24 protein-coding genes and 1 tRNA gene are annotated in these 23,994 nt (G+C 71.7%); 11 read left to right on the top strand and 14 right to left on the bottom strand.

The window, feature by feature from the left end:
- Window positions 1-4 precede the first annotated feature (4 nt).
- A complete protein-coding gene (gene mca / locus SA2016_RS06970) occupies window positions 5-910 on the bottom strand; it encodes a mycothiol conjugate amidase Mca (RefSeq protein ID WP_229710708.1) in 906 nt (301 codons plus the stop codon).
- 18 nt (window positions 911-928) lie between these two features.
- Here mca and SA2016_RS06965 point away from each other — a divergent pair, with 18 nt between their 5' ends.
- Window positions 929-1,345: a DUF4307 domain-containing protein gene (locus SA2016_RS06965; protein WP_066502124.1), complete on the top strand. Its 417-nt coding sequence runs from the start codon at window positions 929-931 to the stop codon at window positions 1,343-1,345.
- A gap of 172 nt (window positions 1,346-1,517) precedes the next feature.
- The gene (gene greA / locus SA2016_RS06960) at window positions 1,518-2,015 is read left to right on the top strand and encodes a transcription elongation factor GreA (protein ID WP_066496901.1); all 498 of its coding nucleotides are present in this window, start codon (window positions 1,518-1,520) and stop codon (window positions 2,013-2,015) included.
- 87 nt (window positions 2,016-2,102) lie between these two features.
- Here greA and SA2016_RS06955 read toward each other — a convergent pair whose 3' ends face one another.
- Genes SA2016_RS06955 through SA2016_RS06940 form a run of 4 tightly spaced genes read right to left on the bottom strand, consistent with a single transcriptional unit; the run spans window position 2,103 to window position 6,189 of the window.
- Complete coding sequence (locus SA2016_RS06955; RefSeq protein WP_229710710.1) at window positions 2,103-2,702, bottom strand: rhomboid family intramembrane serine protease; 600 nt, start codon at window positions 2,700-2,702, stop codon at window positions 2,103-2,105.
- A 32-nt stretch (window positions 2,703-2,734) separates the two neighbouring features.
- On the bottom strand, window positions 2,735-3,988 hold the full coding sequence (gene ilvA, locus SA2016_RS06950) for a threonine ammonia-lyase (protein WP_066496899.1): 1,254 nt from the start codon (window positions 3,986-3,988) through the stop codon (window positions 2,735-2,737).
- Window positions 3,989-4,009: 21 nt separating this feature from the next.
- Window positions 4,010-5,179 (bottom strand): AI-2E family transporter, encoded by a 1,170-nt coding sequence (locus SA2016_RS06945; RefSeq protein WP_084249374.1) that lies wholly within the window; start codon window positions 5,177-5,179, stop codon window positions 4,010-4,012.
- 41 nt (window positions 5,180-5,220) lie between these two features.
- Window positions 5,221-6,189, bottom strand: coding sequence for an aldose 1-epimerase family protein (locus tag SA2016_RS06940; protein ID WP_066496897.1), 969 nt, complete (start codon window positions 6,187-6,189; stop codon window positions 5,221-5,223).
- A gap of 145 nt (window positions 6,190-6,334) precedes the next feature.
- Between SA2016_RS06940 and SA2016_RS06935 the strand changes: the two genes are divergently transcribed.
- Genes SA2016_RS06935 through galK form a run of 3 tightly spaced genes read left to right on the top strand, consistent with a single transcriptional unit; the run spans window position 6,335 to window position 9,443 of the window.
- On the top strand, window positions 6,335-7,132 hold the full coding sequence (locus SA2016_RS06935) for a DeoR/GlpR family DNA-binding transcription regulator (RefSeq protein ID WP_066496893.1): 798 nt from the start codon (window positions 6,335-6,337) through the stop codon (window positions 7,130-7,132).
- On the top strand, window positions 7,129-8,277 hold the full coding sequence (galT, locus tag SA2016_RS06930; RefSeq protein WP_229710712.1) for a galactose-1-phosphate uridylyltransferase: 1,149 nt from the start codon (window positions 7,129-7,131) through the stop codon (window positions 8,275-8,277). The genes SA2016_RS06935 and galT overlap by 4 nt, the downstream gene beginning before the upstream one ends.
- Complete coding sequence (gene galK / locus SA2016_RS06925; RefSeq protein WP_066496892.1) at window positions 8,274-9,443, top strand: galactokinase; 1,170 nt, start codon at window positions 8,274-8,276, stop codon at window positions 9,441-9,443. Before galT ends, galK begins: the two co-directional genes overlap by 4 nt.
- Before the next feature lie 96 nt (window positions 9,444-9,539).
- Here the strand turns inward: galK and SA2016_RS06920 are convergent, their stop codons facing one another.
- Window positions 9,540-10,442 carry a Bax inhibitor-1/YccA family protein gene (locus SA2016_RS06920; RefSeq protein WP_066496891.1) on the bottom strand — a complete coding sequence of 301 codons (903 nt, stop codon included), beginning with the start codon at window positions 10,440-10,442 and terminating at the stop codon, window positions 9,540-9,542.
- Between the two features lie 166 nt (window positions 10,443-10,608).
- Here SA2016_RS06920 and SA2016_RS21980 point away from each other — a divergent pair, with 166 nt between their 5' ends.
- The 5 genes from SA2016_RS21980 to SA2016_RS06895 all read left to right on the top strand — a co-directional run bounded on the left by SA2016_RS21980 (window position 10,609) and on the right by SA2016_RS06895 (window position 15,448).
- Window positions 10,609-10,905, top strand: a complete 297-nt coding sequence (locus SA2016_RS21980; protein ID WP_218030611.1) for a GroES family chaperonin — start codon at window positions 10,609-10,611, stop codon at window positions 10,903-10,905.
- Window positions 10,906-11,258: 353 nt separating this feature from the next.
- Window positions 11,259-12,548 (top strand): branched-chain amino acid ABC transporter permease, encoded by a 1,290-nt coding sequence (locus tag SA2016_RS06910; protein WP_066496889.1) that lies wholly within the window; start codon window positions 11,259-11,261, stop codon window positions 12,546-12,548.
- A 10-nt stretch (window positions 12,549-12,558) separates the two neighbouring features.
- Entirely contained in the window at window positions 12,559-13,527 is a 969-nt protein-coding gene (locus SA2016_RS06905) for a branched-chain amino acid ABC transporter permease (RefSeq protein WP_066496887.1), read from the top strand.
- Complete coding sequence (locus SA2016_RS06900; protein WP_066496885.1) at window positions 13,524-14,654, top strand: ABC transporter ATP-binding protein; 1,131 nt, start codon at window positions 13,524-13,526, stop codon at window positions 14,652-14,654. The genes SA2016_RS06905 and SA2016_RS06900 overlap by 4 nt, the downstream gene beginning before the upstream one ends.
- The gene (locus SA2016_RS06895; protein ID WP_066496883.1) at window positions 14,651-15,448 is read left to right on the top strand and encodes an ABC transporter ATP-binding protein; all 798 of its coding nucleotides are present in this window, start codon (window positions 14,651-14,653) and stop codon (window positions 15,446-15,448) included. The genes SA2016_RS06900 and SA2016_RS06895 overlap by 4 nt, the downstream gene beginning before the upstream one ends.
- Window positions 15,449-15,614: 166 nt before the next feature.
- Here SA2016_RS06895 and SA2016_RS06890 read toward each other — a convergent pair whose 3' ends face one another.
- Window positions 15,615-16,766, bottom strand: coding sequence for an ABC transporter substrate-binding protein (locus SA2016_RS06890; RefSeq protein ID WP_229710723.1), 1,152 nt, complete (start codon window positions 16,764-16,766; stop codon window positions 15,615-15,617).
- Between SA2016_RS06890 and SA2016_RS22165 the strand changes: the two genes are divergently transcribed.
- Window positions 16,729-16,980 carry a hypothetical protein gene (locus tag SA2016_RS22165; RefSeq protein WP_229710725.1) on the top strand — a complete coding sequence of 84 codons (252 nt, stop codon included), beginning with the start codon at window positions 16,729-16,731 and terminating at the stop codon, window positions 16,978-16,980. The genes SA2016_RS06890 and SA2016_RS22165 overlap by 38 nt on opposite strands.
- Window positions 16,981-17,140: 160 nt before the next feature.
- On the opposite strand, the gene SA2016_RS06885 is transcribed toward SA2016_RS22165, so the two are convergent.
- From SA2016_RS06885 to eno, 7 genes are all read right to left on the bottom strand, one after another.
- Window positions 17,141-17,217: transfer RNA gene (locus SA2016_RS06885), tRNA-Leu, on the bottom strand.
- Between the two features lie 132 nt (window positions 17,218-17,349).
- The gene (locus SA2016_RS06880) at window positions 17,350-18,789 is read right to left on the bottom strand and encodes an NAD(P)/FAD-dependent oxidoreductase (RefSeq protein WP_066496879.1); all 1,440 of its coding nucleotides are present in this window, start codon (window positions 18,787-18,789) and stop codon (window positions 17,350-17,352) included.
- A 34-nt stretch (window positions 18,790-18,823) separates the two neighbouring features.
- Window positions 18,824-20,167 (bottom strand): S8 family serine peptidase, encoded by a 1,344-nt coding sequence (locus SA2016_RS06875; RefSeq protein ID WP_066502114.1) that lies wholly within the window; start codon window positions 20,165-20,167, stop codon window positions 18,824-18,826.
- The gene (locus tag SA2016_RS06870; protein ID WP_066496876.1) at window positions 20,167-21,129 is read right to left on the bottom strand and encodes a Ppx/GppA phosphatase family protein; all 963 of its coding nucleotides are present in this window, start codon (window positions 21,127-21,129) and stop codon (window positions 20,167-20,169) included. Before SA2016_RS06870 ends, SA2016_RS06875 begins: the two co-directional genes overlap by 1 nt.
- On the bottom strand, window positions 21,126-21,842 hold the full coding sequence (locus SA2016_RS06865; protein ID WP_066496874.1) for a DUF501 domain-containing protein: 717 nt from the start codon (window positions 21,840-21,842) through the stop codon (window positions 21,126-21,128). Before SA2016_RS06865 ends, SA2016_RS06870 begins: the two co-directional genes overlap by 4 nt.
- 91 nt (window positions 21,843-21,933) lie before the next feature.
- Entirely contained in the window at window positions 21,934-22,539 is a 606-nt protein-coding gene (locus SA2016_RS06860; RefSeq protein ID WP_084249372.1) for an FtsB family cell division protein, read from the bottom strand.
- Between the two features lie 165 nt (window positions 22,540-22,704).
- Window positions 22,705-23,985 carry a phosphopyruvate hydratase gene (gene eno, locus SA2016_RS06855; protein WP_066496870.1) on the bottom strand — a complete coding sequence of 427 codons (1,281 nt, stop codon included), beginning with the start codon at window positions 23,983-23,985 and terminating at the stop codon, window positions 22,705-22,707.
- Between the last annotated feature and the right edge of the window lie 9 nt (window positions 23,986-23,994).

Below are 23,994 nucleotides of genomic sequence, written 5' to 3'. Positions count from 1 at the left end.
CGCTCTATCGTAGCCCGGCGAAGAGGTCCCCCTCGGTCGTCCCCTCCTCGGGGAAGCCGACGGCGGACTCGATGAGGGCGTAGTCCTCCCAGGGCCACTCGCGCTGGCGCAGCTCGAGCGGGACCGCGAAGAACCAGCCGTCGGGGTCGATCTGGGTGGCGTGGGCGAGGAGCGCACGGTCCCGGACCTCGAAGTACTCGGCGCACTGGACGTGGGTGGTCACGCGGTGCCGCGAGGTCCAGGGGCGGTGGCCCTCGGCGTCGTTCTCGGAGGCACGGGCGATCCAGTCTGCGTAGGGCGACGTGAGCCCGGCGGAGACGAGCGCGTCGTGGATGCGACGGACCTTGTCCGGGTTGAAGGAGACGTCGTAGTAGAGCTTCGAGGGTGCCCAGGGTTCGCCGGCGTCCGGGTAGGCGCCGTCCTTCCCCGCCGCGCGGAAGGCCTCGACGGCCACACGGTGGGCCATGATGTGGTCCGGGTGGGGGTAGCCGCCGTTCTCGTCGTAGGCGACGACCACGTGGGGGCGGAATTCGCGGATGAGCCGCACGAGCGGCGCGGAGGCCTGGTCGATGGGCAGCGTCGCGAAGGAGCCCCAGGGAAGCGGCGGCAGCGGGTCGCCCTCGGGCAGGCCCGAGTCGATGAAGCCGAGCCAGCGGTGGTCCACGCCGAGGATCTCGCGCGCGGCGGCCATCTCCAGGCGCCGGGCGCCGGCCATGTCGCGCCGAGGGTGCGGGGCATCGAGGATGTGCGGGTTCTGGATGTCCCCCCGGGATCCGTCCGTGCACGAGACGACCATGACCTCGTGCCCCTCGGCGAGGTACTTCGCCATCATCGGGGCGCCCTTGCTCGATTCGTCGTCGGGGTGGGCGTGCACGGCGAGGAGGCGCAGGGCGGCATGGGTCTCTGACACGTCTCCTAGAATAGTCAGGTGACCGACTCCCCCGCTCTCGCTGCCCGCTACGGCGCCCCCCGGCGCGGATTCACGAAGCAGAGGGCACGCCTCGTCATCATCGTGGCCCTCGTGGTGGGCATCGCGGCGGCCGCCTGGCTGACCTACACCTCGAGCGTGCGCGCCGGGGTGAGCTCGAACGACATCGGCTTCTCGACCCCGGACCCGTGGCACGCGGAGATCGACTTCCAGGTGAGCAAGGACGCCTCCGCCACCGCGGTCTGCGCCGTCCACGCGCTGTCCGACACCTACGCCGTGGTGGGCTTCAAGGAGGTCGTCATCGGCCCGGACGCCGGCCGGTCCGGGACCACCACGAGCCTGCAGCGCGTCCCGCTGCGGACCGAGACCGCGGCGGTGTCCGGCGTCGTGGACTCCTGCTGGCTCAAGGGGGCCTAGCAGGACACGCCCCGCAGGCCAGCTTGGGATTGGGACCCCGTATCACTAGACTGGTCTAATACCCATTGCCCCGCCGGTGGTCGAGACAGCGCTCCCGAGGCATCGTTCCTTGAGAGGGTTCGTTGAGCCGCCGCGGGGTATTTGCTTTGGCAAGACGCTACAAGGAGACGACATGTCCACCACGACCCATCAGGGCGGCGCCTGGCTCACCCAGGAGGCGTACGACCGTCTCAAGGCCGAGCTGGACCACCTCTCGGGGCCCGGCCGTCATGAGATCGTCGAGAGGATCGAGGCTGCCCGCCAGGAGGGCGACCTCAAGGAGAACGGCGGCTACCACGCGGCCAAGGAGGAGCAGGGCAAGATCGAAGCCCGCATCCGCCAGCTGACCGAGCTGCTGCGCAGCGCCCACGTGGGCGAGAAGCCCGCGGACGACGGCGTCGTCGAGCCCGGCATGATCGTGGTCGCCAAGATCGCGGGCGAGGAGGAGCGCTTCCTCCTCGGCTCGCGCGAGATCGCCGACGGCGGCACGGACATGGACGTGTTCAGCGAGAAGTCCCCGCTCGGCGCCGCGATCGTGGGCCACAAGCAGGGCGACAAGCTGTCCTACACCGCCCCGAACGGCAAAGAGATCAAGGTCGAGATCATCTCGGCCACGCCGTACAACGGCTGATCCGCCACACCCCCAGCCATCACGCACGACGGCGCCGCTCCCCTCGCGAGGGGGGCGGCGCCGTCGTCGTGCGGGAACCGGGGCGATTCAGACCGCCACCCGGCCCCGGGGCCGGAGGATGACGGCCGCGGCCACGCCGCCCGCAAGGCCGAACAGGTGCGCCTGCCACGAGATGCCCCTGCCCACGGTGGGCAGGATGCCCAGGAGCACGCTGCCGTACGCGGCGAAGAGCACGAGGGCGAGGAGGATCTGCCACCAGCTGCGGTTGAAGAACCCGCGCACGAGCAGGAACCCGAACAGGCCGAAGATCACCCCGGAGGCCCCGACGGTGATGGACGGGGCCCCGAGGAGGTTCCCGCCGAACATCCACACGCCGGTTCCGGAGGCGAGCCAGGACAGGCCGACCGCGGTGAGGAACTGCCTGATCCCTGCGAGGAAGGCGAGGAACCCGAAGACGAACAGCGGCAGCGTGTTGGCCGCGAGGTGCCCCCAGCCGGTCGGGTCGTGCACGAGGGGCGAGGTGACGATGTCCGGCAGGCTGCTCACGTCACGGGGCCGGATGCCGAACCAGCGGGTGAGCAGGCCGAACGTGGCCATGTTGACGCACTGGATCGCGTAGAGGAGGGCGGTCACGGCCGTCATGGTCGCGAGTCCGGCCCGTGCCCTCACCGCGAGGCGTGCGTCCACCCCGCGCTCCCTCCCGCCACGCCCGCGTGGCCTCAGACGTGCATGACGATCGGCTGGAACCCCTCGGCGCGCAGGGCACGGAGGACCTGGTCGGAGTGCTCGTGGCCCTTGGTCTCCATGTCGATGGTGATCGCCACGTCTCCCATCGCGATCGAGCCGCCGACTCGGGTGTGGTCCACGCCGGTGACGTTCGCATCGTTCTCGGCGATGATGCGCGAGATGGTGGCGAGCGAGCCGGGCCGGTCGTCGAGCATCATGCGGACCGTGAGGAAGCGCCCGGCGGCGGAGAGGCCGCGCTGGATGACCTTGAGCATGAGCATGGGGTCAATGTTGCCGCCCGAGAGGATCACGACCGTCTTCTTCGGGTCGATGCCCAGCTCGGCGAGCTTGCCGTCCATGAGGGCGGCCACGCCCACCGCGCCGGCCGGCTCGACGACGAGCTTGGCCCGCTCGAGCAGGAAGATCAGCGCACGGGCCAGCGAGTCCTCGCTCACGGTGACGACGTCGTCCACGAGCTCCCGGATGATGCTGAACGGGATCTGGCCGGGAAGGCCGACAGCGATGCCGTCTGCCATGGTCGCGACCTTGGGCAGCGGCACCACGGCGTCCGCGGCGAGCGAGGGCGGATAGGCCGCGGCGTTCTCGGCCTGCACGCCGATCACCCGGATCTCGCGTCCGAGCTCGGCGGCCTTGGCCTTCAGGGCCACGGTGACGCCGGCGAGCAGGCCGCCGCCGCCGACGCCCATCAGGACGGTGTCCACGTCCGGAACCTGCTCGAGGATCTCGAGGCCGATCGTGCCCTGGCCGGAGACGACGTCCGCGTTGTCGAAGGGGTGGACGAACACGGCGCCCGTCTCGTCCGCGAAGCGCTTCGCCTCGGCGAGCGCCTCATCGACGTTGTGGCCGTGGAGGACCACCTCGGCGCCGTGGCTGCGGGTCGCCTGGAGCTTGGGCAGGGCGACGCCGAGCGGCATGTAGATGCGCGCGCGGATGCCGAGCCGCTTGGCGGCGGAGGCGACGCCCTGGGCGTGGTTCCCGGCGGAGGCGGCCACCACGCCGCGGCGCTTCTCCTCCTCGCTCAGCCTCGCCATGCGCACGTAGGCGCCGCGGACCTTGAACGAGCCCGCGCGCTGGAGGTTCTCGCACTTGAAGAAGACCTCGCCGCCGATCTGCTGGCCCAGCGCCCTGGACTGCTCGATCGGGGTCTTGGCAATAATGCCCTCGAGCAGCTCCTGTGCGGCAACAACGTCGTCGAGCGTCACAGCGAGAGTCGGGAGGGTCTTCATGCTCAGTGCTCCTTGGGGGTTTCACGAAGATGGCGGAACCGGTCCGGCGTCTTCCGCTGGGGCCGGCGCATCTCCAGTTTCCCACGAGTTCTCCCACCCTCGGGCCGCGATGTAGCGGACCGCGGAGTTCGTGACGGCGAGGGTGGGCACGGCGAAGAGCGCCCCGGGGATGCCGGCGATGTACGAGCCGGCGGCGACCGCGAGGATCACCGCCACGGGATGGAGGGACACGGCGCGGCCCATGATGAGGGGCTGGAGCACGTGCGACTCGATCTGCTGGACGGCCACGACGATGACGAGCATGATGACGGCGTTGACGAGTCCATTCGCGACGAGCGCAAGGAGCACGGCCACCGCGCCGCTCACGAGCGCGCCGACCACCGGGATGAAGGATGCGACGAAGACGAGGATCCCGAGCGGCAGCGCGAGGGGCACGCCCAGGATCGCCGCGCCCACTGAGATGCCCACCGCGTCGACCGCGGCGACGAGCACCTGGACCCGCACGTAGCTCACGAGCGAGGCCCAGCCCCGGCGTCCGGCGCCGTCGGCGGCCGGGCGTGCCTGCCGGGGCAGGAGCCCCACGAGGAAGCGCCAGATGCGCTCTCCCTCGAGCAGGAAGAAGACGAGGACGAACAGGGTGATGAGGGCGCCCGCGAGGAAGTGGCCGGCAGAGGACCCCACACTCAGCACGCCGCTGACGAGGGTGCCCTGGTTCGTCTGGAGGAGGCGCTGGGCGTCCTTGGTGTAGGCCTCGAGCTGATCGGCGGTGAGCTGCAACGGCCCCTCGGCGAGCCACTTCTGGACCTCGGCCAGCCCGGCCAGCGCCTCGTCCCACAGCTGCGCGAAGCCGATCGAGATCTGCCGTCCCACGAGGGTCAGCAGGCCCGCGACGGCCGCAATGAAGCCGACCTCGGTGATCGCGACCGCGAGGCCCTTGGGGACGCGGGCGCGCCGGAGCCAGCCGACGACCGGGCTGAGCAGCCCGGCGAGGAGCGCCGCGACGAGGACGGGGATCACGAGGAAGCTCAGCTGCGCGAGCGCCCACGCGATGGCCCAGGCGACCACGAGGATGATCGCCGTGCGCCAGGACCAGGCGGCCGCAACCCGCAGCGCGAACGGCAGGTCTGCGTCGCTCACCGGCCGGGTGGGCCGGGCGGGCGCGGGGCGGGGTCCTGGGGGCGTGGGCTCCATGGCCCCATCCTGCCAGAGCCCTCCCGGCGCCCCGCGCGCCCCTAGAGCTCGGAGCCGATCCCCCAGCGGATGGAGGCGGACGCGCCGGGCTCCAGCCAGCCCAGCCCGGCGCCGCTGTTGAAGGCGTTCGCGGCCCCGCTCATCGGCTCGAGCGCCACCGCCGCGGGCCGTCCCGGGAAGGTGTCGGTGACGAAGACATGGGTGTAGGGGCAGGTCTGTTCCTGCCACATCCATACCCTGCGCCCGTCGGCCGCAGCGAGCGTTGCGCGGGCCACCCGGGGTGCGTGGGCCTCCCGGGGGCCTCCCGGGGTGTCGTCCGCCGCGTCCTCGAAGGCGAGGTCGGTGTAGCCGGAGTCGAGCGCGAGGGAGGAGACCGGTTGGCCCCCGCGGAGGTCGGTGCCGCCGGAGACGGGCTCGGACGAGCGGGGAATGAGGCGCTGGTCCGCGATGAGCCGCGTGCGGCCCGAGACGGTGAGCGTGAGCTCCTCGGTGGGGACGTCGCCGATCCGGAGGTAGGGGTGGGCGCCGAGCACGTAGGGCGCGGACGCGGCCGAGTCGTTGGCGAGGGTCTGGGTGACGCTGAGGCCGCCGTCGCTCCCGAGCGCGTAGTCGACCCGGTGGCGGAGGAGGAACGGGTACCCGTGCTGCGGGAACACGACGGCCTCGAGGGCGACGGCGGACTCCGTCTGCTCGAGGACGCTGTAGCCGGTGTTGCGCAGGAGCCCGTGGCTCGCGTGCCCGAACTTGGGCTCGGTGATGTCCAGCTGCTGGACCTTGCCGTCGAGGGTCCACCGCCCGTCCTCGATCCGGTTCGCCCACGGCGCGAGCGTGATGCCGGTGGCGCCCGGGGGGATCTGCCCGTCGCCGTAGGTCTCGGTGAGGGCCACACCGTTGCGGGCGTACGACCGCAGGCCGGCGGCGAGCTCGGTGACGACGACGACGGCGCCCCCGCGCCGGAGTTCATGCTGCCGGCCCGTGGCGGCACGGCGGGCGGTCGGTGAAGGTGTCATGGGGACCACGCTAGCGGCGCCGGGGACGCTCCGCCCGGGTCGCCCGCAGGGTCTTCCCAGCCGGGCGTCAGAATGTTATCTTTTGTTAGAAAGCTGTTGTTTCTGTTAGTCGTCTCCCGTCACGGGAGCCGAGGCGGGGGGACCTATGCTGGCTGCGGAACGCCATGCACACATCATCGCCGAGCTCGAGCGGCGGGAGGCCGTCCGGGTCACCGAGCTTGCGGCCGCCCTGGGCGTCTCCGAGATGACGATCCGGCGGGACATCGAGCACCTCGAGCAGCAGGGCCTTGCCCGCCGGGTGCACGGCGGTGCCGCCCGGCCCACGGAGGTGGGCTTCACCGAGCTCGGGTTCGAGATCAAGAGCGAGCACCGCCCCGACGCCAAGAGCGCCATCGCGCAGCAGGCCGTCGAGCTCGTCCGGCCGGGCGCGACCATCTTCGTCACCGCGGGCACCACGACCTTCGCCTTCGCGCGCCTGCTCGTGGGCATCCCGGACCTCACGGTCGCGACCAATTCGATCAAGGTGGTCGAGGCACTCGGCGCCGCCGGCGGGGTGCGGACCATCCTCACCGGCGGGGAACGGACGCCGTCGGAGGCCCTCGTCGGGCCCCTGGCCACCTCGACCCTCCGCCAGCTCCACGTCGAGGTGTGCTTCATGGGTGTGCACGGACTGCATCCCCGTGCCGGCCTGACCACCCCGAACATGCTCGAGGCGGAGGCGAACCGCGCGGCCGCGGAGGCCGCCGCCCGGCTCGTGGTCCTCGCGGACCACAGCAAGTACGGCCTCGTGGGCCTCGCGCAGATCCTTCCCCTGAGCGCGGTCGACACCCTCATCACCGACGACGGGCTCTCCACCGCGGCCCTCGACGAACTCCGCCAGCACGTCCCCGACCTCATCGTCGCGGCCGTCGATGACGCCCGACCCACGAAGGGAGCGCAGTGACTGCACCCCATGCCCCGAGGATCACGCCGACACGCCTGTCCGACGGCCGCGAGCTGCTGTATTTCGACGACCCGGGCACCCCGCCGCGCACGCCGGTGGCCGACCGGCGCGGCCTCACGCACCGTGCCGCCCCCGGGGAGCTGCGCTACGACGAGCTCTCCGGCGACTGGGTGGCCGTCGCGGCCCACCGGCAGTCCCGGACCCACCTGCCGCCCGCCGAGGCATGCCCGCTGTGCCCCACCACCGCGTCCAACGCTTCCGAGATCCCGGAGCCGGACTACGACGTGGTGGTGTTCGAGAACCGCTTCCCCTCGCTCGGACCGGACACCGCGGTGGTCTCCCCGACGCTGCCGTGGGGGCACACGGTGCCCGCCGTCGGCCGCTGCGAGGTCGTGTCCTTCACGGCGAGCCACACCGGGTCCTTCGCCCAGCTGCCCTACGAGAGGGCCCGCACCGTGGTCGAGGCATGGGCCCACCGGACCGCGGCCCTGAGCGCGCTGCCCGGCGTCCGCCAGGTCTTCCCGTTCGAGAACCGGGGGGCGGAAATCGGCGTGACCCTGCACCACCCCCACGGCCAGATCTACGCCTACCCCTACGTCACCCCGCGGGCCGCCCAGCTCGGCGCCGCCGCCCGCCGGTTCTACGACGAGGCGGGCGGCCGCGCCACCCTGCTCGGCACCCTCCTGGACCGCGAGCGCGCGGCGGGCGAGCGGGTGGTCCTCGAAGGCGCCCACTTCACGGCGTACGTGCCCTTCGCCGCGCGCTGGCCGCTCGAGGTCCACCTCGTCCCGCACCGTCATGTCGCCGACTTCTCCGCGCTCGCCGGCGAGGAGAAGGACGAGCTCGCCGACGCCTACCTCACGCTCCTGCGGGGCCTCGACGCGCTCTACCCCACACCGACCCCCTACATCGCCGCCTGGCACCAGGCACCGCTGGAGGCCGCACTCCGGCCGGCGTCGCGGTTCCACCTCCAGCTCACCTCCCCGCGCCGCGCGGCGGACAAGCTGAAGTTCCTGGCCGGGTCCGAGGCCGCCATGGGGGCCTTCATCAACGACACCACCCCTGAGCAGGTCGCTGCCCGGCTGCGGGACGCCCTCTCCGGGGCGCCCGCCGTCCGCGCAGCCACCGGAAAGGCCCCCGCATGAGCAGCCCCCTCTCCCCGCAGCAGGCCGCCGCACCCGCCCACCGCGCGTTCTCGGAGGCCTTCGGCGGCGAGCCCGACGGCGTGTGGCGGGCACCGGGCAGGGTCAACCTCATCGGGGAGCACACCGACTACAACGAGGGGTTCGCCCTGCCCTTCGCGATCGACCTCGCCGCCCATGTGGCGGTGCAGGCGCGACCGGACCGGCTCGTCAGGCTCCTGTCCACCCACGGCGGCGGCGTCGTCGAGCTCGACCTGGACGCGCTCTCCCGGGACGGGGCCCCCGGATGGAGCGTGTACCCGGCCGGCGTCGCGTGGGCCCTCGCCGAGCACGGCGTGCGCCTGCCCGGGTTCGACCTCGCGCTCGACTCGACCGTCCCGGCGGGCTCGGGCCTGTCCTCCTCGCACGCCATCGAGTGCGCGGTGGCCACGGCGCTGTCCGAGCTCGCCGGGGCCGACCTGACGCCGCAGGACCTCGTGCTCGTGACCCAGCGGGCGGAGAACGCGTTCGTCGGCGCGCCCACGGGAATCCTCGACCAGTCGGCCTCGCTGCGCGGGACGGCGGGGCACGCGGTGTTCCTCGACTGCCGCGACCAGGGGGTCGAGCTCATCCCGTTCGACGCCGACGCAGCCGGCCTGGCGGTCCTCGTGGTCGACACGAAGGTGGCGCACTCCCACGCCGGCGGCGGCTACGCCGAGCGCCGGGCCTCGTGCGAGCTCGGGGCAGAGGTCCTGGGCGTCGAGGCGCTGCGGGACGTCTCCTCCGAGGACCTGGCCGAGGCACGCGGGCTCCTCGACCCCGTGACCTTCCGACGCGTGCGGCACGTGGTGACCGAGGACGAGCGGGTCCTGGCCACGGTGGAGGTGCTCCGGACCGAGGGACCGGCGGCGATCGGCCCCCTGCTGGACGCGAGCCACGCCTCGATGCGCGACGACTTCGAGATCTCCTGCCCTGAGCTCGACTTGGCCGTGGAGGCCGCGCGCTCGGCCGGGGCCCTGGGGGCCCGCATGACCGGCGGCGGCTTCGGCGGCTCGGCGATCGCGCTGATCCCGCGCGCTGCCGAGGGGGCAGTCCGGGACGCGGTCTCCGCCGCGTTCCGGCGCGCGGGGTTCACCGCCCCTGACCTCTTCACGGTGGTCCCGGCCGAGGGGGCGCGGCGGGTCCTCTGACCCGATGCGGGCAGCACGCCCCCAGCAGCGCAGGAGCCCCCGGGACCGTCGGTCCCGGGGGCTCCTGGTGCTCCCAGCGCCTCAGCTCTGGGCGCCTCAGTCGTTGCTGTTGAGGATCGCCAGGAGCCTGAGCAGCTCGGTGTAGAGCCACACGAGGGTCACGGTCAGCCCGAACGCCGCGGTCCAGGCGAACCGGCGGGGAGCCCCGGCACGGACGCCCTGCTCGATGCTGTTGAAGTCGAAGATGAGCGAGATCGCCGCGAGCACGACAGCGAACAGTCCCACGAACACGCCGAGCGGGATGCCGAAGATGTGCACGCTGCTGCGCAGGCCCCACGCACCGAGGCCCGGGTCGACGAGCATGATGACGAGGTTCACGAGGCTGAACGCGAGGTAGCTCACGAGGGCGATCAGGAGGAACTTCGCCAGGCGCGGAGTGGCCCGCACCTTGCCGCTCTTGTACAGGGCCAGGGTCACGGCAGCGACGACGATCGTGCCGATGACCGCCTGCAGCCCCACCCCGGGCGCCACGGCGTCGATGATGCGGGTGATCCCGCCGAGGAAGAGGCCCTCGAGGCCTGCGTACGCCAGGATCAGCCCGGCGGCCGGTTCCCGCTTGAACGAGTTGACGAGTGCGAGGACGAAGCCCCCGATCGCGCCGAGGACCATGAGGCCCAGCGCGGCGCTCCCCGGGACGGCCAGGGTGACCGCGGCCCCGACCACGACGAAACCGAGGCATGCGAGCGTGCGGACGATCACGTCGTCGTACGTCATGCGCCCGGTCTCGGCCGGCCCCGCGGACGGGGCGCGGTAGAGCTTGTCGAGCTGCTCGGGCGTCAGGGGCTGCTGCGGGTACCGCGCCTGCCCGTAGGGGTTCTGGCCATACGGGCCCTGGGCGTACGGGCTGTGGCCCTGGGGCGCGGCCTGTGCGGGCGCGGCGGTGGCAATGGCGCCCCTGTAGTTCTTCCCCCGGAAGACCGGGTTGCCCCCAAATGCCATGTCGGCTCCTTGTCCATACTGCTGGTGCGGCGTCGTGGCGGCCCCGCGGGTGCTGCGGAGTCACTACTGGAGAGCACGCCCGGGAGGCCGCAGAAGTTCCCGCGGCTACACTGTTGCGGTGCCGAATGACGTGACCTCAGCCCCGCAGCCCCGTCTCCCCCTGCGCATGCTCCACGACCGCATCCTGGTGGAGCTGGACAAGGAGGCGAGCGAGCGGCGCTCGGCGTCGGGCATCGTCATCCCGGCGACCGCCATGCTCGGCAAGCGGCTTGCCTGGGCCGAGGTCGTCGCCGCCGGGCCCAGCGTCCGCCAGGTTGCCGTCGGGGACCACGTGCTCTTCGATCCCGAGGACCGCGCCGAGGTCGAGGTCGGCGCCAAGGACTACGTGCTGCTGCGCGAGCGTGACCTCCATGCCGTGGCCGAGAGCGGCGAGCCTGCGCGGGATCTCGGCCTCTATCTCTGATCAGGGCCCCGCACCTTTCTCCTCAGAGCCCCGCACGCGGGGACAGTCCGCAGCGCGATCTCCGACGCGGGCCTGAATCCCAAGCTCTCCTAAAGGCGTGGTGGCCCACAGCTTCATAGTTGTTACCGGATCGCGACCTCCGGGGCCCCCTTCCGCGGCCGATCGCTGCCGTGCCCGCGGGTAACATGACGTCCAGCGGGTGAGGTTCGTCACATGCAGGGCCGCGCGCTCGGCGGGAGGATCCGTGCCCGCTGCACCAATCACCGGCTGGCATCCCCCAGCCGCACCCGTACAGACGGAGGCCCTACGTGAGACGCACAGCCTCGGCCGTCCCCCGGTTACGCGCTCGGCGCGTGCTGGCGGCGGCGGGCGCCCTGATCGGCGCCATCCTCGCAGTGCTCCTGACCGTGGCCCCGGCCGCCGAGGCGACGACCTCGCCCAGCCCGGGCCCCAGCCAGTCCCAGTTCCAGAACAGCATCTCGGGCTTCCTGCGCAATGCCGGCCAGCCTCTCCAAGGCGTCAAGATCACGGCGGAGGGGAACGGCTTCACCGGCAGCACCACCTCCTCGGCCTCCGGCGCGTGGAGCATCTCGGTGCCGACCCAGGGCAGCTACAAGGTCACGCTCGACGAGTCGACGCTGCCCCAGGGCGTCAAGCTCGCGGACGGGCAGGAGAATCCGCGGACGGTGACGTTCAGCCAGACGTCCAACGCGAGCACCATCTTCGCGTTCGGCGCGGGCATCCAGGTGCACCAGGAGAGCTTCTTCACGAACCTCGCCAACCGCCTCGTCGCGGGCCTGAGCTTCGGCCTGCTCCTCGCGCTCTCGGCCGTAGGCCTCTCGCTCATCTTCGGCACGACAGGCCTGACCAACTTCGCCCACGGCGAGATGGTGACGCTCGGCGCGGTCGTCGTGTTCTCGACGAGCGCCGTGGGCGTGCCCTTCTGGCTCGCCATCCTCGCCGGCCTCGCCTCGGGGATCGCCTTCGGCTACGCCCAGGACGCGTTCCTCTGGAAGCCCCTGCGCCGGCGCGGAACCGGCCTCGTCCCCATGATGATCGTCAGCATCGGCCTCGCCCTGGCGTCCCGCTACGTCATCCTGTTCTTCTTCGGGGGCGCGACCCAGCAGCTTCCGGGCTCGCAGTCCACGGACATCGACCTGGGCGTGGTCTCGATCTCGCCGAACAACCTCTGGTCCCTGCTGATCTCCATCGTCGTGATCCTCCTGATCGCCTTCGCGCTCCTGCGGACCCGGCTCGGGAAGGCGACGCGCGCGGTCGCGGACAACCCCGCCCTCGCTGCGGCGAGCGGGATCGACGTGGACCGCGTCATCCGGCTCGTGTGGGTCACGGGCGGCTTCCTTGCGGCGCTCGGCGGGATCCTCTGGGCGTACTACCGCCCAGGGGTCTCGTTCAACATGGGCCAGCAGCTGCTGCTCATGATCTTCGCGGGGGTGACCCTCGGAGGCCTCGGGACCGTGTTCGGCGCGCTCGTGGGGTCGATCGTGGTGGGCATCTTCGTCGAACTCACCACGGTCTTCGGCCTCACCTCGGACCTGAAGTACGTCGGGGCGCTGGTCGTCATGATCCTCGTCCTCCTGTTCCGGCCGCAGGGCATCCTGGGCCGGCGTGAGCGAGTGGGCTGAGGAGGCCACCATGGATTTCGGACAGATTCTTCTCGAGGCTTTCGGCGAGCTCGTCAGCCCCACGACCGCGGCCTACGCCCTCGCCGCGCTCGGCCTCGCCGTGCACTTCGGCTACTCCGGGCTGCTCAACTTCGGCCAGGCCGGCTTCATCGCGGTCGGCGCCTACGCGTTCGCCATGACCACCATCCATCTGCAGTTCCCGTTCTGGCTCGCGCTCATCGTGGCCGTCGTGGCCTCGGTCGTGTTCGCGCTCATCCTCGGCATCCCGACCCTGCGGCTGCGGGCGGACTACCTCGCCATCGTGACGATCGCCGCGGCGGAGATCATCCGCTACATCGTCACCACCAACACCCTCACGGACGTCACCGGCTCGGCCAACGGCCTGGCCGGCTTCCGGCAGGACTTCCTGCGGCTGAACCCCTTCCCCGCGGGCACCTACCTCGGGTACAGCAGCCCCGACTTCTTCTACCGGGTCTTCGGCTGGGGCCTCGTGGTCATCTTCGGCATCGGCGTCTGGCTGCTCATGCGCAGCCCCTGGGGCCGCGTCCTCAAGGGCATCCGGGAGGACGAGATGGCCGTGCGCTCGCTCGGCAAGAACGTCTACTCGTACAAGATGCAGGCCCTCGTGATCGGCGGCATCCTCGGCGCGCTCGCGGGCCTCGTCTTCACCCTCCCCCGCGACGTCGTGCAGCCGGCGAACTACGGGACCGAGTTCACGTTCTTCCTGTGGACGTGCCTCCTCCTCGGCGGCATGGCCACGGTGCTCGGGCCGATTGTGGGCGCCATGATCTTCTGGGTCGTGCTCTCCCTGACCCAGAACGTGCTCTTCGGGCTGATCCAGATCGGCGTCCTGCCGTTCCTCAGCCCCACCCAGGCAGGCCAGCTGCGCTACATCCTCGTCGGCGTCGCCCTCATGCTGCTGATGATCTTCCGGCCGCAGGGCGTGTTCGGCAACAAGAAGGAGCTCGCATTCTCATGAGCGAGGCACAGACCACCTCCGGCGGGACCGTCGACTACATGACGGACAGCCGCCCCATCGCCGAAGGGCCCGCGGCGCCCGGATGCCGCAAGCGCGACCCGATCGTCGTCGCCGACAACGTGAGCCGGCGCTTCGGCGGCATCAATGCCGTCGACGTCGAGCACCTCGAGATCCCCCGGCACAAGATCACCGCACTGATCGGTCCCAACGGTGCAGGCAAGACGACCCTCTTCAACCTCCTCACGGGCTTCGACACCCCCCAGTCGGGCAAGTGGCAGTTCGAGGGGCGCGACCTCGCCGGGATGGCCTCCTACAAGGTGGCCAGGCTCGGCATGGTGCGCACCTTCCAGCTCACCAAGGTCATGGGCAAGCTGACCGTCATCGAGAACATGCGTCTCGGCGCCTCGGAGCAGCCGGGCGAGAAGCTCCGCAACGCCCTGTTCCGTGGGATCTGGGGCAGCCGCGAGAAGGACATCACTGGCAAGGCCGAGGAGCTGCTGGCCAAGTTCAAGCTCGACACCAAGCGCGACGACTACGCAGCCTCCCTCTCCGGAGGCCAGCGCAAGCTCCTCGAGATGGCCCGGGCGCTCATGGTCAACCCCAAGCTCGTCATGCTCGACGAGCCCATGGCCGGCGTCAACCCGGCCCTGACCCAGAGCCTCCTCGACCACATCAAGAACCTCAAGGCCGAGGGCATGACCGTGCTGTTCGTCGAGCACGACATGCACATGGTCCGCCACATCGCCGACTGGGTCGTGGTCATGGCCGAGGGGAAGGTGGTGGCCGAGGGCCCGCCGGCCGACGTCATGAAGGACCAGGCCGTGATCGACGCCTACCTGGGCGCCCACCACGACGTGGACCTCGGAGCCGCCGGCGGCCTGAAGGAGCTCGAGGAGGAGCTGGCTGCGGACGAGGAGTCGGTGGTCGGCACCGCCGACGCCGGGATCATCTCCGAGGAGTCGGTCCTCTCCGAGGCCGAGACCATCACCGTCAGCCACCCCGCCAAGCACCGCGCCGCGCCGGGCGAGGGGCTGGACGAGGCCGAGGCACCGGACGAGGCCGCCGGTCGGGCGCCCCACGGTGCCACCGAGGCCACTGAGGACGCCGGCAAGGAGGAGCAGAAGTGAGCGAGCACAGCGCGCCCGCGGCAGGCGCCGCACCGGCCGGCGAGGCCGTCGTGACCGTCACGAAGCTCGTGGCCGGCTACCTGCCCGGGGTCAACATCCTCAACGGCTGCAGCATCGAGGCCCGCAAGGGCGAGCTGATCGGCATCATCGGCCCGAACGGCGCAGGGAAGTCCACCCTGCTCAAGGCCATGTTCGGCCTCGTGAAGGTCCACTCCGGCTCCGTCGTGGTCCGCGGGCAGGACCTGACCGGGCTCAAGGCGAACAAGCTCGTGAGCCGCGGCCTGGGGTTCGTGCCGCAGAACAACAACGTCTTCACGACGCTCACGATCGAGGAGAACATGCAGATGGGCATGTTCCAGCGGCCCAAGGCCTTCAAGGAGCGCTGGGACTTCGTGACCGAGCTGTTCCCCGAGCTCGGGAAGCGCCGGGCGCAGCGGGCCGGCTCGCTCTCGGGCGGCGAGCGGCAGATGGTGGCGATGGGCCGGGCCCTCATGATGGACCCGGCGGTGCTCCTCCTCGACGAGCCCTCGGCCGGCCTCTCCCCCGTCAAGCAGGATGAGACGTTCCTGCGCGTGCACGAGATCAACCGGGCCGGCGTCTCCGTCATCATGGTCGAGCAGAACGCCCGGCGCTGCCTGCAGATCTGCGACCGGGGCTACGTCCTGGACCAGGGCCGCGACGCCTACACGGGCACCGGCCGCGAGCTGCTCAAGGATCCGAAGGTCATCCAGCTCTACCTCGGCACCCTCGCCGACACCGTCGAGGGCGAAGGGAAGGCGGCCGGCCAGGCGTAGGAGGCACCCGCTCACGACGGCGCCGCCCCACCCTCCGCGGGTGGGGCGGCGCCGTCGTCTGTGCTCACCGCGGCGCCACCGGTCGGAGCAGCCCCGAGGCGTGCAGAGGCCCCGGTCACCCTCGCGGGGACCGGGGCCCTGAGCCGTGCTGACCGTCAGAGGCCGGTCAGCTCAGCTTGCCGAACTCCTCGCGGACCGGCTGCGGCTTGTTGTTGTCATCGAACTGGTAGATGCCGATGTAGGCCTCCTGGGGGTCACCGTTCTTGGCGAAGGAGACCGGGCCGGACTTGCCGTCGTAGTCGATGTCCTTGCCCTGGCGCAGGAGCGTCACGCAGCTGGCGAAGTCGTAGCACTTCTGACCGCCCTCGGAGACGTCCTGGAGGTGCGCCGCGATGTCCGTGCCCTTGGTGCTCTTGGCCTCCTCGGCCGCGAGTGCGATCAGGTTCACGGCGTCCCAGGACTCACCGGCGTAGTTGTAGTCCTTCAGACCGGAGTCGACCGTGGCGAGCTGCTTCTTGAAGTCGTCCTTCGCGAAGGTCCCCGGGGTGGTGCCCTGGGCGCCCTTGAGCGTGCCCGGCTTGAGGTCCTTGCTGTAGTCCGAGGTGTTGCCGTCGACGAAGAACATCTGCGTCGGCTTGACACCCTTGGCCGTCAGCAGCGGGATGATCTGCTTGGCCTGGTCGAAGGAGATCACCGCGATCGCGTCCGGCTTGGCCGCCACGACCTTGTCCACCTGCGAGCTGAACTGCGAGTCGCCCTCGTTGAACAGCTCCTGGTCCACGACCTTGCCGCCGGCGGCCTCGAAGGCCTTCTGGACGTTGTCCCGCAGGCCGGTGCCGTAGGCGTCGTTCAGGACGATCATGCCGAGCGTCTGGGCGCCGCAGGAGGCCATGTAGTTGCCGAGCACGCGGCCCTGGAGCACGTCCGAGGGCGCAGTGCGCCAGTAGAGCCCGTGCGCGTTCCAGGTGCTGAAGTCCGGCGACGTGTTGGCCGGCGAGAACTGCACCACGCCAGCACCGGTGATCTGGTTGATCACCGTCTTGGACACGCCCGAGGACGCCGCGCCGATGATCGCGGACACGCCCTGTCCGAGGAGGTTCGTCACCGACTGGGTCGCGATGTCCGTGGTCGTGTCGCCGGAGTCGCGGTGGGTGATCTCGACCGGGTGGCCGAGGACACCGCCGGCCTCATTGATCTGCTTCACGGCGAGGTTCACGCCGGCGATCTCGGGCGGGCCGAGGAACGCGAGGGCGCCCGTCTGCGGGAGGAGCGAGCCCAGCTTGAGCGGGGTCGGGGAGGTGGTCGAGGACTTCGGCACGTCCCCGGGGGCGACCGTGGCCGCGGCCGAGGCGCTGCCGGCGCCTGCCGACGCGCTCGGTGCCGGGCAGGAAATGGTGCCGGATGCTGCAGCGCTGCCCGAGCTCGAGCTGGAGCTCGACGGCGTCCCCGAGGAACCGCTGCAGGCGGTCGCCAGGAGGGCGACGCCGATGCCGAGTGCAGCCAGCTTCGCCGCCCGAGGCGCAGCCTGGTGACGTTGAATCATGCGTAATCTCCTCCATCGAAGGGCACGGAGAGCCCCTGATGCGAACAATCAGGTGTTCCTGATTAGAAGACAGGCTAATTCAACGGTTAACGCTCGTTACAGTGATTGTGGTCACAGCCTTGTAACGCCTCGGCAGCTTCCGGCGCGCATGGTGCCCCAGCAGGGACTCGAACCCTGACTGAGCGGATTTTAAGTCCGCTGCCTCTGCCGATTGGGCTACTGGGGCGCGCTCCCCAGCCTACTGGCTCGCCCGCGTGCCGCGACGCGGGGTGCCTGCCGGGAGCACGACGGCGGCCGCCTCCTTCGCGGGAGGCGGCCGCCGTCGTCGTGCTCGGCCCGAGAGGGCCGGGTGGCGGGGCTACTTGGCGCCGGCCGGAACCTTCTCGCCGGCGTCCTGGGCCTTCGGCGCCGGGGCGGCCGCGGGCTTCGGGGCGGGGCGGGCGGCGCTCTCGAACGCGGCACGCGGGTTCTCGAGGCCCTGCAGCGGGGTCGTGTCGCGGCCGGCGAAGAGCGAGGAGAACCAGTCGAGGAGCACGCGGAACTTGCGCTCCGCCGTCGGGATCGCGAGGCCGTGGTAGCCGCGGTGGGCGAGCCAGGCGAGCGGGCCCTTCAGGCCGATCCGCCCGAACAGGTTGATGTTCGCCACGCCCTTCCACGGGCCGAAGCCGGCCACGGCACCGAGGTTCTTGTGCTTGTAGTCGGTCAGCGGCTTGTCCCAGCGGTTGGCCCACAGGTTGTTCGCGAGGACCTTGGCCTGGCGCAGGGCGTGCTGGGCGTTCGGCACGCAGGTGCCGTCCGGGAGGCCCTTGCCGGTCAGGTCGGGCACGGCGGCGACGTCGCCGGCAGCCCAGGCGTTGTCGATGATGCCCTCGTCCCCGGCGATGCGGAGGTCCGGCAGGACGCGGACGCGGCCGCGCGGCTCGAGCGGGAAGCCGGTGGCGCGGACCATCGGGTTGGCCTGCACGCCGGCGGTCCAGACGAGGGTGTCCGCCTCGAACTCGTCCGCAGGGGTCTTGTCCGGCATGTTGATGAGCTTCAGGGAGCCCTCGGCGCTGGCGAGGGAGGTGTTCAGGAGCACCTCGATGCCGCGGCCCTTGAGGTGGCTGACGACCCACTCGGCCTGCTCGGCCGTGACCTCGGGCATGATGCGGCCCATCGCCTCGACGAGGACGAAGCGGACCTCGTCCTGGCTCAGGCGGGCGTTGTTGCGGACGGCCTCGCGGGCGAGGTCCTCCATCTCGGCGATGGTCTCGATGCCGGCGAAGCCGCCGCCGACGACCACGAAGGTCAGGGCGCGCCGGCGCTCGGCCGGGTCTGTGGCGGTCGAGGCGAACTCGATGCGCTCGATCACCCGGTTGCGGAGGGCGATGGCCTCCTCGATGGTCTTGTTGCCGATGCCGGCCTCGGCGAGGCCCGGGATCGGGAACGTCCGCGTGATGGCGCCCGCGCCGAGGACCACGTCGACGTAGGGGACCTCGACCGTGCCCTGGTCGCCCGGGAGCTCCACGACGGCCTTGCGGGCCTCGTGGTCGATGCTCGTGACCGAGCCCTGGATGACCTCACTCTGCTTGAGGTGCTCGCGGAGGGAGACGACGGCGTGGCGCGCCTCGATGTTGCCGCCGGCCACCTCGGGCAGGAACGGCTGGTAGGTCATGTACGGGTTGGGATCCACGACCGTGACGATGCCGCCGGCCGAGGCGATCTTCTTCTGGAGGTTCAGGGCCACGTAGAGGCCGACGTAGCCGCCGCCGACGACGAGGACGCGGGGGCGATCGACAAGCTGCAGGGAGGAAGGCATGGAACAAGCGTAGCGCAGTTTGTGAAAATATTCACTAGCTCCCCGGGTGTGACTCCTCCGGCTCCGCCGACGCCGCGGCGTCCGGCGGCAGGGCGGCCCCGCCCGCGGGGCTGCGGACCGAGCGCCGCCAGACGTGGAGGCCTCCGCCGGCGGCAGTGCCCAGCACGAGGACCGCCGAGAGGACCACGGTCAGGGCCGGCCAGGGGCTCTCCGCAGGATCGTTGCGGGGCGTCGGCGCCGACGGCTCGGGCACGGCGGTGGCAGGGGCAGTCGGGGCCGCCGTCTCGTCCGGGGCGGTGGGCGCCGGGCCCGCGCCCTTGCGGTGGACGCGGATCCAGTCGGCGATCGAGCCGAGCGGGTTGACGGACGTCACCGGCACATCCGCCTTCAGCGCCGCCTCGGCATCGAGGATGCCGCGGCCGTAGATCGGGTCGGGTCCGGGCGCGCCCGCGTCCTTCGCCGTCGAGACGATCCGGTTGATCACCTGGGCCGCGCTCATGTCCGGCCACTTCGAGCGGATGAGCGCCGCCACCCCTGAGACGATCGGGGCGGCGCCCGAGGTGCCGGCCCATTCCGCGTACTCGCCGCCCGGCAGGCCGCCGGCGAGCTCCTCGGCGGGAGCGGCCACGCCGATGCTGATGCCCTGCGACGAGGAGTCGACGCTCGCCTTCCGCTGGCGGTCCAGGCCCGCGACGGTCAGGACGCCCGGGATCGTGGCGGGCGCACCGACCTGGACGTTGCCGCCCACGCGGTTCCCGGCCGCGGCGACGATCACCACGTCGTGCTGCTCCGCGTAGAGGAAGGCCGAGTCCCAGCTCTCTGGCCAGACGGGCGAGGAGCTGCCGAGGGAGATGTTGATGACCTTGGCGCCCTGGTCCACCGCCCAGCGCACGGCATCGGGGATCTGCGCCTGGTCGGAGATCCCTGCGGGGTTCGGCGAGCCCAGCCAGGTGGACGCCGAGAGGAGCTGCGCCTCGGGCGCCACGCCCACGATCCCGTCCGGGCCCACGCCGTCCTTGCCGGGGTCCTGGCCGTGGCCTCGGCCGGCGAGCATCGTCGCGACGAGCGTGCCGTGCTCGGGCTTCGCGCCGATCGGCTTCTGCCCGTCCGGAGAGCCGGCGCCGGAGGAGTCGTGGCCGCCCACGACCGCCCCGTGCAGGTCCGGGTGCGTGCCGTCGATGCCGCTGTCGATGACGGCCACCTTGACCCCGGCGCCCTTGGAGACCTCCCAGGCCTTCTCGATCCCGTACTCGCCGAGCCAGTACTCGCGGTCCCGGATGCTGTCGGCCCGCGCGGCGGGCGCCGACGGCAGGAGGCCGAGCAGCGCCGCGGCCAGCGCCGTGAGGATGGAGAGGGTCAGGGCAGTGGCGCGTCGGATCACGTGGTCTTCTTCGTCAGGGTGCTCAGCGCGATGCCGTCGAGGATGTCGTGCTCGCTCGTGACGGCGGTGGCGATGCGGCCGTCCGTCAGCGTGGACAGCCGGGCGAGGATGTGGCGCCACACGAGCGCCCCGGCCCCGATCACGTCGACGCGCCCGGGGTGCATGTAGGGCAGCTCGGCCCGCTGGGCGTGGGTCAGTCCCAGCAGCGACGTGCAGGCTGCGGCCACCTGCGCGATGGGCAGTTCGGTGCCATGGATGCACTCGGGCTGGTAGGCGGGCAGGCCCAGGGCGTGCGCGGTGATGGTGGTGATCGAGCCGGCCACGCCGATCACCGCGGTCGCCTCGCCGAGCGGCACGCCGGCAAGCGCCTCGTCGATGCCAGCGTCGACGTCGCGCTCCGCCGCGGCGACCTCCTCGGCGGTGGGCGGGTCCGAGCGGAGGTGCCGCTCGGTGAGGCGGACGCAGCCCATGTCGATCGAGCGCGCGCCCCGGACCCCGGCGGCGTCGCCGAGGACGAACTCCGTGCTGCCGCCGCCGAGGTCGACCACGAGCACGGGGCGGCCGGCGGCCAGCGGCAGGACGCTCGCGGCGCCGGCGAAGCTCAGCGCGGCCTCCTCGGCGCCGGGCACGATCTCGGGCTCGACGCCGAAGCGCGCCCGGATGCCGGCGACGAACTCGTCGCCGTTGCGCGCGTCCCGCATGGCCGAGGTCGCCACGAAGCGGACGCGCTCTGCGCCCAGGTCACGGACGGTGGCGGCGTAGTCGTCGGCGGCGGCGAAGGTGCGCTCGAGCGCCTCGGGAGCGAGCATGCCGGTCGCGTCGACGCCCTGGCCCAGGCGGACGACGCGCATCTCGCGGTGGACGTCCGCCAGGCGGGGCGCGCCGTCGTCCCCGGGACGCGTGTCCGCCACGAGGAGGCGGATCGAATTCGTGCCGCAGTCGATGCCCGCGACCCTCATGCCCGGTCCTCCCCCGCCGCGTCCTCCCGCTCGGCGCTGGAGCCGGCGGTGCCCTCCGCGGTGCCCTCGGCGGAGTCCGTGCGCCGGAGGGGCGCCGGCCGGCCGGTCATCGCCGGCAGCCCCTGTGGGCCGTGCCGGGAGAGGTCCCGGTCCGGTGCCTCCCCCTCGGTGTCCCAGGCCCCGTCGCAGTAGCAGGCCTCTGGCGTCCACCAGGCGGAGATCCCCGCGATCGCCTCGTCGCCGAGCGGATTGACGCCGTGGCCCAGGGCGAGCGACTGCCCCACGAGGACGTGGAGGCACTTGACGCGGGTGGGCATCCCGCCGGCGGAGACGCCGTCGATCTCCGGGACGGGGCCCGTGCCCGCGCGGCGGCCGATCTCCTCGCGCGCGGCGAGATAGGCCTCGTGGGCGCGGCGGTACGCGCCGGCGAGCTCGGGATCGGCCGCGAGCCTGTCGTTCATCTCGGCCATCAGGCCGGCGGCCTCGAGGCGGGAGACGGCGGAGGTGATGACGGGGTGGGTGAGGTAGAAGGTCGTGGGGAACGGGGTGCCGCTGGCCAGGCGCGGCGCGGTCGCCGCCACGAGCGGGTTCCCGCACACGCACCGCGCCGGGATGGCGACCACGTCGCGCACGGGGCGCCCGAGCTGGCGGCTCAGGGTCTCGAGATCCGCCGGCGTCGGGACGTCGGCGGACGGCTGGGGGGTCTCGGTCACGGGGCTCTCACTGTCCTTGCTCTGGTCGGTGGGCGCACGACGGCGCCCTGCCGCCTTCTGACGGGGGCGGCACCGCGGGTGCCGCGGCGGCTCAGTCGGTCGCGGCCCGCACGAACGCGTCCCAGAAGCCCTGGCTCCAGGGCGTGTCGCCGCCCGCCTGCGTCTGCGTCCCGCTGCTCGTGGCGGCCGGGCTGCCGTCGTCGCCGAACACCCAGTACGAGGTCTCGCCGGGCATGACCATGTTAATGCGGTCGCGCGCCTGCTGCTTGACGTAGTTGGGGTCCTCCCACCGGGCGATGGACTGCTTGAGCGAGTCCTGCTCGGCGTGCTTCGCGGCGATGTCGGCCTGGAGGGAGCTGATCTCGGCCCGCTGGCCGAGGAAGACGCGGACGGTCGGGGCGAGCATGATCGTGATGGCGACGAGCACCACGGCGAGGGCGATGATGCGGCCGGAGAAGGCCCGCGCCGGCACGGGGGCGCTGTCCGCGGAGACCGGGGTCTTGAGGGGAACCTTGGTCCCCGTCCGCCGCTTCGCCGGACCGGCCGGCTTCCTCGGGGACTTCGGGGACTTCTGGGCCTTCGGGGCCCCCATCCCCGGTGCTGCCTCCTGGACCGGCTCCACCACAGGGGTGGGCGCGGCGGGCGAGGGTCGCTTCGTGGCCGGCGTGCGGGGCACGGCCGGTCGACGCGTCGCCATGGAAGCTCCTTGCGTTGGTCTCCTGTGTGCGGCCGGCCGCTGCGGCGGCCCCTGCCCGATGCGCCGCGGCGGCCATCGTCATTCAACGATAGCCGCCGCGGGGCGCATTTCTGCGCAGGCGCCGCCCGGGTGCCGCGGGCGGCACACCGGACGGCGCGGAGGGTGTCAGCCCTTGAAGCGCGGGAAGGCGCTGCGGCCGGCGTAGCGCGCGGCGTCGTCGAGCTCCTCCTCGATGCGCAGGAGCTGGTTGTACTTCGCGACGCGCTCAGAGCGGGCCGGGGCGCCGGTCTTGATCTGGCCGGCGTTGGTCGCGACGCAGATGTCCGCGATGGTCGTGTCCTCGGTCTCGCCGGAGCGGTGAGAGGTGATCGTGGTGTAGCCGCTGCGCTGGGCCAGGGAGACGGCGTCGAGCGTCTCGGTGAGGGAGCCGATCTGGTTGACCTTCACGAGCAGCGAGTTGGCCGTCTTGGCGTCGATGCCCTGCTGGAGGCGCTCGGGGTTGGTCACGAAGAGGTCGTCGCCCACGAGCTGGACCTTGTCCCCGATCTCCTCGGTGAGGATCTTCCAGCCCTCCCAGTCGTTCTCGTCGAGCGGGTCCTCGATCGAGACGAGCGGGAAGTCGTTGACGAGCTCGGCGTAGTACGCGCTCATCTCGGACGCGGAGAGCGCCTTGCCCTCGAACTGGTACGCGCCGTCCTTGAAGAACTCGGACGAGGCGACGTCGAGCGCGAGCGCGATGTCCTTGCCCGGGGTGTAGCCGGCCTTGCTGATGGCCTCCGTGATGAGCTCGAGCGCGGCGCGGTTGGAGGGCAGGTTCGGGGCGAAGCCGCCCTCGTCGCCCAGGCCCGTCGAGAGGCCCTTCTCCTTCAGGACGCTCTTGAGGTTGTGGTAGACCTCGACGCCCCAGCGGAGGCCCTCGGAGAAGGTCTCGGCGCCGATCGGGGCGATCATGAACTCCTGGATGTCCACGTCGGAATCGGCGTGCGAGCCGCCGTTGAGGATGTTCATGAGCGGCACGGGCAGGACGTGCGCGTTCGGGCCGCCGAGGTACTTGTACAGCGGCAGGTTGGCGGAGTCGGCGGCCGCGTTGGCGACGGCGAGGGAGACGCCGAGGATCGCGTTGGCACCGAGGTTGCCCTTGTTGGGGGTGCCGTCGAGGTCGATCATGGCCTGGTCGATGGCGCGCTGGTCGGTGGCGTCGAAGCCCGTCAGCGCCGGGGCGATCTGGTCGAGGACGGCCTCGACGGCCTGCTGGACGCCCTTGCCCTGGTAGCGGCCCTTGTCGCCGTCGCGGCGCTCCACGGCCTCGAACTCGCCCGTCGAGGCGCCCGAGGGGACCGCGGCGCGGCCGAGCGAGCCGTCGCTGAGCAGGACCTCGACCTCGACCGTCGGGTTGCCCCGGGAGTCGAGGATCTCGCGGGCGTGGATGGCATCGATAAGGGCCATGGATGTGCT

The organism is Sinomonas atrocyanea (assembly GCF_001577305.1).
GTDB classification, from domain to species: domain Bacteria; phylum Actinomycetota; class Actinomycetes; order Actinomycetales; family Micrococcaceae; genus Sinomonas; species Sinomonas atrocyanea.
This window is presented reverse-complemented; position numbering and strand designations above follow the sequence as displayed.

Bases quoted from the DNA above. Each gene is read 5' to 3' on its own strand.
- greA (WP_066496901.1), top strand. From the start codon at position 1,518: ATGTCCACCACGACCCATCAGGGCGGCGCCTGGCTCACCCAGGAGGCG.
- ilvA (WP_066496899.1), bottom strand. From the start codon at position 3,988: ATGAAGACCCTCCCGACTCTCGCTGTGACGCTCGACGACGTTGTTGCC.
- SA2016_RS06945 (WP_084249374.1), bottom strand. From the start codon at position 5,179: ATGGAGCCCACGCCCCCAGGACCCCGCCCCGCGCCCGCCCGGCCCACC.
- SA2016_RS06940 (WP_066496897.1), bottom strand. From the start codon at position 6,189: ATGACACCTTCACCGACCGCCCGCCGTGCCGCCACGGGCCGGCAGCAT.
- SA2016_RS06935 (WP_066496893.1), top strand. From the start codon at position 6,335: ATGCTGGCTGCGGAACGCCATGCACACATCATCGCCGAGCTCGAGCGG.
- galK (WP_066496892.1), top strand. From the start codon at position 8,274: ATGAGCAGCCCCCTCTCCCCGCAGCAGGCCGCCGCACCCGCCCACCGC.
- SA2016_RS06920 (WP_066496891.1), bottom strand. From the start codon at position 10,442: ATGGCATTTGGGGGCAACCCGGTCTTCCGGGGGAAGAACTACAGGGGC.
- SA2016_RS21980 (WP_218030611.1), top strand. From the start codon at position 10,609: ATGCTCCACGACCGCATCCTGGTGGAGCTGGACAAGGAGGCGAGCGAG.
- SA2016_RS06905 (WP_066496887.1), top strand. From the start codon at position 12,559: ATGGATTTCGGACAGATTCTTCTCGAGGCTTTCGGCGAGCTCGTCAGC.
- SA2016_RS06900 (WP_066496885.1), top strand. From the start codon at position 13,524: ATGAGCGAGGCACAGACCACCTCCGGCGGGACCGTCGACTACATGACG.
- SA2016_RS06880 (WP_066496879.1), bottom strand. From the start codon at position 18,789: ATGCCTTCCTCCCTGCAGCTTGTCGATCGCCCCCGCGTCCTCGTCGTC.
- SA2016_RS06870 (WP_066496876.1), bottom strand. From the start codon at position 21,129: ATGAGGGTCGCGGGCATCGACTGCGGCACGAATTCGATCCGCCTCCTC.
- SA2016_RS06860 (WP_084249372.1), bottom strand. From the start codon at position 22,539: ATGGCGACGCGTCGACCGGCCGTGCCCCGCACGCCGGCCACGAAGCGA.
- eno (WP_066496870.1), bottom strand. From the start codon at position 23,985: ATGGCCCTTATCGATGCCATCCACGCCCGCGAGATCCTCGACTCCCGG.